Genomic DNA, 6,117 nt, shown 5'->3' with positions numbered 1-6,117 from the left:
AAATCAAAGCCAAACAAACCAATCAATCAAAACGAATCAAATCAATTAAATCAAAACGAAACAAATTAAATTAATAAATTAAAACAAAGCCTTGATATTAATATCGAGGCTTTGTTGTTTATCTTTTATATATCCCTCTTTCTTACTTTTGGGTTAAGTATTATTTTTTAATAAATGCTGAATTAGTGAGGTATAAATATTAACTCCTGTTAGTAATTGTTTCTCATCAAAATCGAATTCAGCTTCATGATGCCCAGCAGTTCTGTCTGCACCCAGTATAAAATAAATAGCTTTAGCTCCTCGTTCTTGTATATGTCTACCTAAAATAGTAGCATCTTCGCTAGCATTGAAAGCATAATCTGCATTAATGCAATGAATTTGTGGTTGCTGTAAAGCAATTTCTTCGAGTAAGTTTATCAATTCAGTATCATTATTCATATCTACTGCTTCTCCCATAATTTCTGTTTCATAGCTTACATCAAAGCTAGTTGCAATGCCTTTAGCTATTTGAATTACTTGATCTACCATATATTGGTTAATAACTTTGTTTTCTCCGCGTACTTCAAGTTGAATTTCTGCTTTGGCTGGGATGACATTGCGTCCTTCTCCTGCTTTTAGTACTCCAACATTGATTCGTGTCATGCCCTCACCATGGCGACTGATACCATGTAATTGTGTCACTGTATGTGCAGCAGCTAGTAGTGCATTACGTCCTAAATGTGGTGAAGCACCAGCATGAGCTGGTTTACCTTGGTAGCGAATATCTATTTTCGTAGTAGATAGGAAATTTTTGGGATTAGAAATAATAGTTCCACTATTTGCACAGAAACTTATATGAGAAGAAACAAAGTAATCGGCATCATCAATTACACCACTTGTTGCTATAGCTGCTGCACCGCGAACACCTTCCTCTGCAGGCTGAAATATAATTTTGACTTTCCCTTTGAGTTTGTCCCTATTCATAGATAACCAAAGTGCTGTACCTAAGCCGATAGTGATATGTGCACATGCATAAAACCATCATTAAGGGAGCGAAAACCTAGTTGATTAGGTATATGTTTATCATCTTGAGTTTCTGATACATTTACACAATCAATATCAAAACGTAATGCTACAGTTTTGCCAGGTTTTCCAGAATCAAATATAGCAACACAGCCTGTGTAGTATTCCATTTTATCTAGCCATTTTTGTTTTGCACCGTGAGAAATAGCTTTAGCGAGTCCTTTTTCTACTTGTGTCTGATTTCGTCCACGTACAAAGTCAGGATTTATTATTTGTTTACCAAATAGAATTTCAAATCCCATTTCTTCTAAATAATCAGCAATTCTAGAAGTGGTCCAAAATTCTGTCCAACCTATTTCAGGAAAACGATGGAATTCACGACGCCATTGAATTAGTTGTTGTTCAGTTAGTTTCATTTGAGTTCTCCTTGTGGAAATTTATGAAATAACAGTAAGTTTTTGGATTTGTATTTTATGTTTTAATAGATGGATAATAATTCATCTAAGCAGAAATGGTAGTCTTTATCAAGTTGATTTTATATCAGATATATTAAAATTTGATTTAGAGCATTTTCTGAAATAAATAGAGCAATTTTTTACCGCACTTTAACGAAGTTTTCATAAAAGTGCGGTCATTTTTAAGTTGTTTTACAACATAAACAATGCAAGGAATAAGATTGCTAATACCATACCTGGAGCGGTACGTTTTACGATTTCTATGGGGCTAACCATTGCTAGTCCCGCACATACTATAGTTACCCCAGCAATTGGAGAGGCAGTGCGTCCAATTGCACCAGTAATTGCAGCTGCCATACCGAGATTAACATGGGTGTAACCAAGTTCAAGTGCATGTGGAGTGACGGCGGTGTTAAATGCTATTGCCGCAGCATCTCCTGAACCTGTAACTAAGCCCATTAAGAATGGTCCAATAGTTGCTCCCCAACGTACGAATTCGTTAGAGTGTTTGAGGAATTCGATCGCAGAATCGACCGCACCTGTTGATTTTAGACCTGATACGAATACACTTGCCGCAATGATAATACCTAATACATTGGCATATGCATTACCCATGCCATTGAAAAATTCTTCAGTGATTTTTGTAGGTGATATACGCGTAACGATGATGCCATAAATTGCACCAATTAACATTGCTTGTGGAACCCCCATTTTAGTCCATTCTAGTCCTTCTATTTTTTGCAGTGAAGTGCCACCGATAATCAAAATTACTAATGGAATAATAGGTGCAAGTGCATATAACATATTCACTTTGGTAAATTTTGTTTCGATCTCTTTGTTTTCATTCAAATAAGTTTGACGGTGTTCTTCTCCATAATCTTTTAATATGATGGCTAAGATAGTCAATACTACAGCTCCAATAGCACCTGCGATCATTGTATAAGGAGCATGCCATAAGTTAACTTCAGTAATAGTCATGTTTGACATTTCACTAATCATTGCAGAGTGAGAAGAACCTGGACTCATCATTGAACCGAAAGTGCCAGCTAAAATTGCAGCTCCAGCTGTGGCAGGACGCACTCCTGAGCTTTTTAATACAGGAATTAATGTAGCTCCCACTGCTGCCGAGCAACCTGCTGCAGAGGGAATAGCGATATTAATAAAAAATGTAATTACAGTCGCAATAGGGATTAAAAAGAATTTTAATTCACCTAAAGGTTTAGTTAATAAATGAACAAGATGTGTATCACATTGAGTATATTTCATCACGTAGGCGAAGCCTATACTAGAACATATGGCCATAATTAGTCCACCTGATGTCATTGATTTGGCAAAGTCATTTAATGCACCCATTGGATTCAGAGTAATAATCGACATTATTAAACCAATACTGATTAATACTGTGCGGGTTTCATGTTTTTTGATAAGTAAGTAAATAGTCACAATAATGCCGATGATTGCAACAAAAGATTTTAAGTCAGCCATAATAAGTCCCCTCTTAATATTTGAATGCATTAAATGAATGTAGCTAAATAATAAGTATGCTATTAGTTATCACAAAAAGATAGCAAAGTGCGGTCATTTTTTAAATTATTTGTATTAATGATAATATTGGCATGAACAAAGCGATAATAATTGATTTAATTGAAAACTATACCGCACTTTGGAGATAAATTTCTTTTATTTTGGCAAATGTTAAAGAGAAATGAAATATTATTAAAATCTCATTTCTCTTCTAAGTTTAATAACTTGAATTAATGATTACTTCTTCGCCATAACCACCAGCTTGTGGGAAAGGTAAATAAGTAGAGTTAGTCGCTCTTAGTATACGAATCCCGCGGATACCAGCTTCTTTCGCTGCAAGAATATCATCGTCACTGTCTCCGTAATGAAGTTGGACATGATGTTTTAATATACCTGCTGCTTTATTGTATTTTGTTTTTAATACTTCTTGACCATGTCCACCCATGAAATTAACAGGATGAACGTTTTTAATATTGAAAGTTTTTGCTAATAAAGGCGTTACTTGATCGTCTTTACCTGCGGTCCGTCCTGTGATGAAGAAAATTTGATCCCCTCTTTCTTGATGCATTTTGATCAACTCTCTTGCAACTTCTTTTGGTATAGAATATTTGTCGCAACCAGCATTAATTTCATCCCAAAAGTTTTGATTTTTCAAGTAACTAAAGTCATTAGGTGAGTATTTTTGTTTTCCATAGTAGAAGCAACCGCTACTAGCAAGTACAGTATCATCAATATCAAAACTTACGTTCATTGGTGGTTTGCCTGATAAACTTGCTTTGATTTGCTCAACAGATACCCAATGAATAGGAGCTTGTTGCTTTTCAGCTGTACGAGTATCAAAGCCTGCTTGAGTATAGGGTTCTTTAGGGGATGCATATAAGTTGCAACTTAATGCGGTTGCTAGAATCGTAACTACAGCAGAATAATGAAAAATTTTCATAGTTTTTCCTTTTAATTAGAATGTTATAGTATAACTAAGTTTTTAGCTTAATGAACAGAATTGATAGCACTTGCAATTATACTAAAGCAGGCAACCAACCCCGCTATTTAAATAAGAAGTTCTCTGGATAATGATAACAGGTTAAGAAGATTAAAAAAGGCAGTCTTTGATTATATGTGAGCAATGTCACAAATTTTTTGTATAAAAGCGGTGTTAGTTTGAGTGAGTTTTAGTTAATATTTATTTGCTTTATTATTAAATACGTTACTGAAAATTTTATTCACGATTTTTAATTAATTTGTGACATATTTTTTGCTATGTTTTACATGAAATTGAATTATAGTGATTTTATAATAGAAAATAAAAAATAGCTTATTAAGTTAGAAGAATGATTTAAATAGGGTTTAAATCATTCTTCAATAAAACTCAGTGCAGTTTCTAATATATCTATGCCTGCATTTGATTTGTGTGCATTCTCACTCAAATATCGTCGCCATTGTTTTGCTCCTCTACAATTTTGAAAGGCTCCTAGCATATGTCGAGTAATGTGATTTAAATGTACACCCATAGTTAATTGTTGCTCAATATAAGGAAACATTTTTTTTATAGCCATTTGAGGTGAAATAATAGGGTATTGAGGACTAAATAAAGTTTGATCAATGTAACCTAATAAGGAGGGATTTTGATATGCTTCACGTCCTATCATTACACCATCGACAAATTGTAGATGTTGCTGTATTTCTTCAAGTGTTTTAATTCCGCCATTAATGCTAATCAACAAATGGGGGAAATCTTGTTTGAGTTGATAAACACGATCATAATTTAGTGGTGGAATTTCTCTATTTTCTTTTGGACTTAGTCCCGATAGCCATGCTTTTCTTGCATGAATAATAAATTCATTGCACCCACCTTGATGTACTTTTTCAATAAAATCACAGAAAAAATCGTAACTATCTAAATTATCGATTCCAATCCTTGTTTTTACTGTAATAGGAATTTCAACTACACTTTGCATAGCCTTTACACATTGTGCTACAAGCTCTGCCTTTGCCATAAGACAAGCACCAAAAAGACCATTTTGAACACGATCAGACGGGCAACCTACATTTAAATTAATTTCTTGATAGCCTCGCTGCTGTGCAATTTTAGCACAATGAGCTAATTGGACAGGATCGCTACCACCGAGCTGTAGTGCTACAGGATTTTCTTCTAATTTGAAATCTAAATGATCATATTTAGCATGGATTATCGCTCCTGTCGTGATCATTTCTGTATAAAGCAAAGCGTTATGACTAAATTGACGATGAAAATATCGACAATGACGAGTTGTCCAGTCAAGCATTGGTGCAACAGAGAAGCGACCACGATAAAAGTGCGGTTGATTTTGATTAAATACCATTATAATTTACTTTTATATCAAAACGAGTGGTTTAAATAAAGGGTGTAAAAGTGATTACACCCCTAGGTGAGATTAATCTTGATCACCAATCAATATACTTTCTAATGCAATTTCAATCATGTCATTGAAAGTAAGTTGGCGTTCTTCAGCTGTAGTTTGTTCATTAGTTCGGATATGATCAGAGACCGTACAAATTGCTAAAGCTTTTGCTCCAAATTCAGCTGCAACAGCATATATACCAGCTGCTTCCATCTCAACTCCTAGAATTCCATATTTTTCCATTATATCAAACATTTTTACATCAGGAGTATAGAATAAATCAGCAGAAAATAAATTACCTACTTTTGCTTTAATACCTTTATTTTTAGCAGCTTGTACTGCAGCTGCAGTCATGTCAAAGTCGGCAATAGCAGCAAAATCATGATCGTTAAAACGGATACGATTTACTTTTGAATCAGTGCATGCTCCCATACCGATTACCACGTCTCGTACTTTAACGTCCATTTTTACAGCACCGCAAGAACCAACACGGATGATTTTTTTTACTCCATATTCTGTAATTAATTCTTTGGCATAAATAGAACAAGATGGGATTCCCATTCCATGTCCCATAACTGAAATTCTACGACCTTTGTAAGTTCCAGTATAACCAAGCATATTACGAACATTAGTTACTTCTTTTGCATCTTGTAGAAAAGTTTCTGCAATGTATTTTGCACGTAGTGGATCGCCTGGCATTAAAACAACATCAGCAAATGCACCTTCAGGTGCGTTGATATGTGGAGTCATAATATTAA

General features: G+C 34.6%; 4 protein-coding genes and 1 pseudogene. All 5 read right to left on the bottom strand.

Going from position 1 to position 6,117, the window contains the following annotated elements; translation table 11 throughout:
* Window positions 1-153: 153 nt before the first annotated feature.
* Window positions 154-1,418 (bottom strand): annotated as a pseudogene (locus tag ACFQ02_RS05215) (M20 family metallo-hydrolase).
* A 231-nt stretch (window positions 1,419-1,649) separates the two neighbouring features.
* Window positions 1,650-2,942, bottom strand: a complete 1,293-nt coding sequence (dcuC, locus tag ACFQ02_RS05210; protein ID WP_380820161.1) for a C4-dicarboxylate transporter DcuC — start codon at window positions 2,940-2,942, stop codon at window positions 1,650-1,652.
* Between the two features lie 256 nt (window positions 2,943-3,198).
* Window positions 3,199-3,921 carry an acid phosphatase AphA gene (aphA, locus tag ACFQ02_RS05205; protein WP_380820159.1) on the bottom strand — a complete coding sequence of 241 codons (723 nt, stop codon included), beginning with the start codon at window positions 3,919-3,921 and terminating at the stop codon, window positions 3,199-3,201.
* A 409-nt stretch (window positions 3,922-4,330) separates the two neighbouring features.
* The gene (gene dusA, locus ACFQ02_RS05200; RefSeq protein ID WP_380820157.1) at window positions 4,331-5,320 is read right to left on the bottom strand and encodes a tRNA dihydrouridine(20/20a) synthase DusA; all 990 of its coding nucleotides are present in this window, start codon (window positions 5,318-5,320) and stop codon (window positions 4,331-4,333) included.
* A gap of 72 nt (window positions 5,321-5,392) precedes the next feature.
* A complete protein-coding gene (deoD, locus tag ACFQ02_RS05195) occupies window positions 5,393-6,109 on the bottom strand; it encodes a purine-nucleoside phosphorylase (protein WP_380820155.1) in 717 nt (238 codons plus the stop codon).
* Window positions 6,110-6,117: the final 8 nt, after the last annotated feature.

Origin of the sequence: Seminibacterium arietis (assembly GCF_042675725.1) — a bacterium.
Classification (GTDB): Bacteria; Pseudomonadota; Gammaproteobacteria; order Enterobacterales; family Pasteurellaceae; genus Seminibacterium; species Seminibacterium arietis.
This window is presented reverse-complemented; position numbering and strand designations above follow the sequence as displayed.

Bases quoted from the DNA above. Each gene is read 5' to 3' on its own strand.
- dcuC (WP_380820161.1), bottom strand. From the start codon at position 2,942: ATGGCTGACTTAAAATCTTTTGTTGCAATCATCGGCATTATTGTGACT.
- aphA (WP_380820159.1), bottom strand. From the start codon at position 3,921: ATGAAAATTTTTCATTATTCTGCTGTAGTTACGATTCTAGCAACCGCA.
- dusA (WP_380820157.1), bottom strand. From the start codon at position 5,320: ATGGTATTTAATCAAAATCAACCGCACTTTTATCGTGGTCGCTTCTCT.
- deoD (WP_380820155.1), bottom strand. From the start codon at position 6,109: ATGACTCCACATATCAACGCACCTGAAGGTGCATTTGCTGATGTTGTT.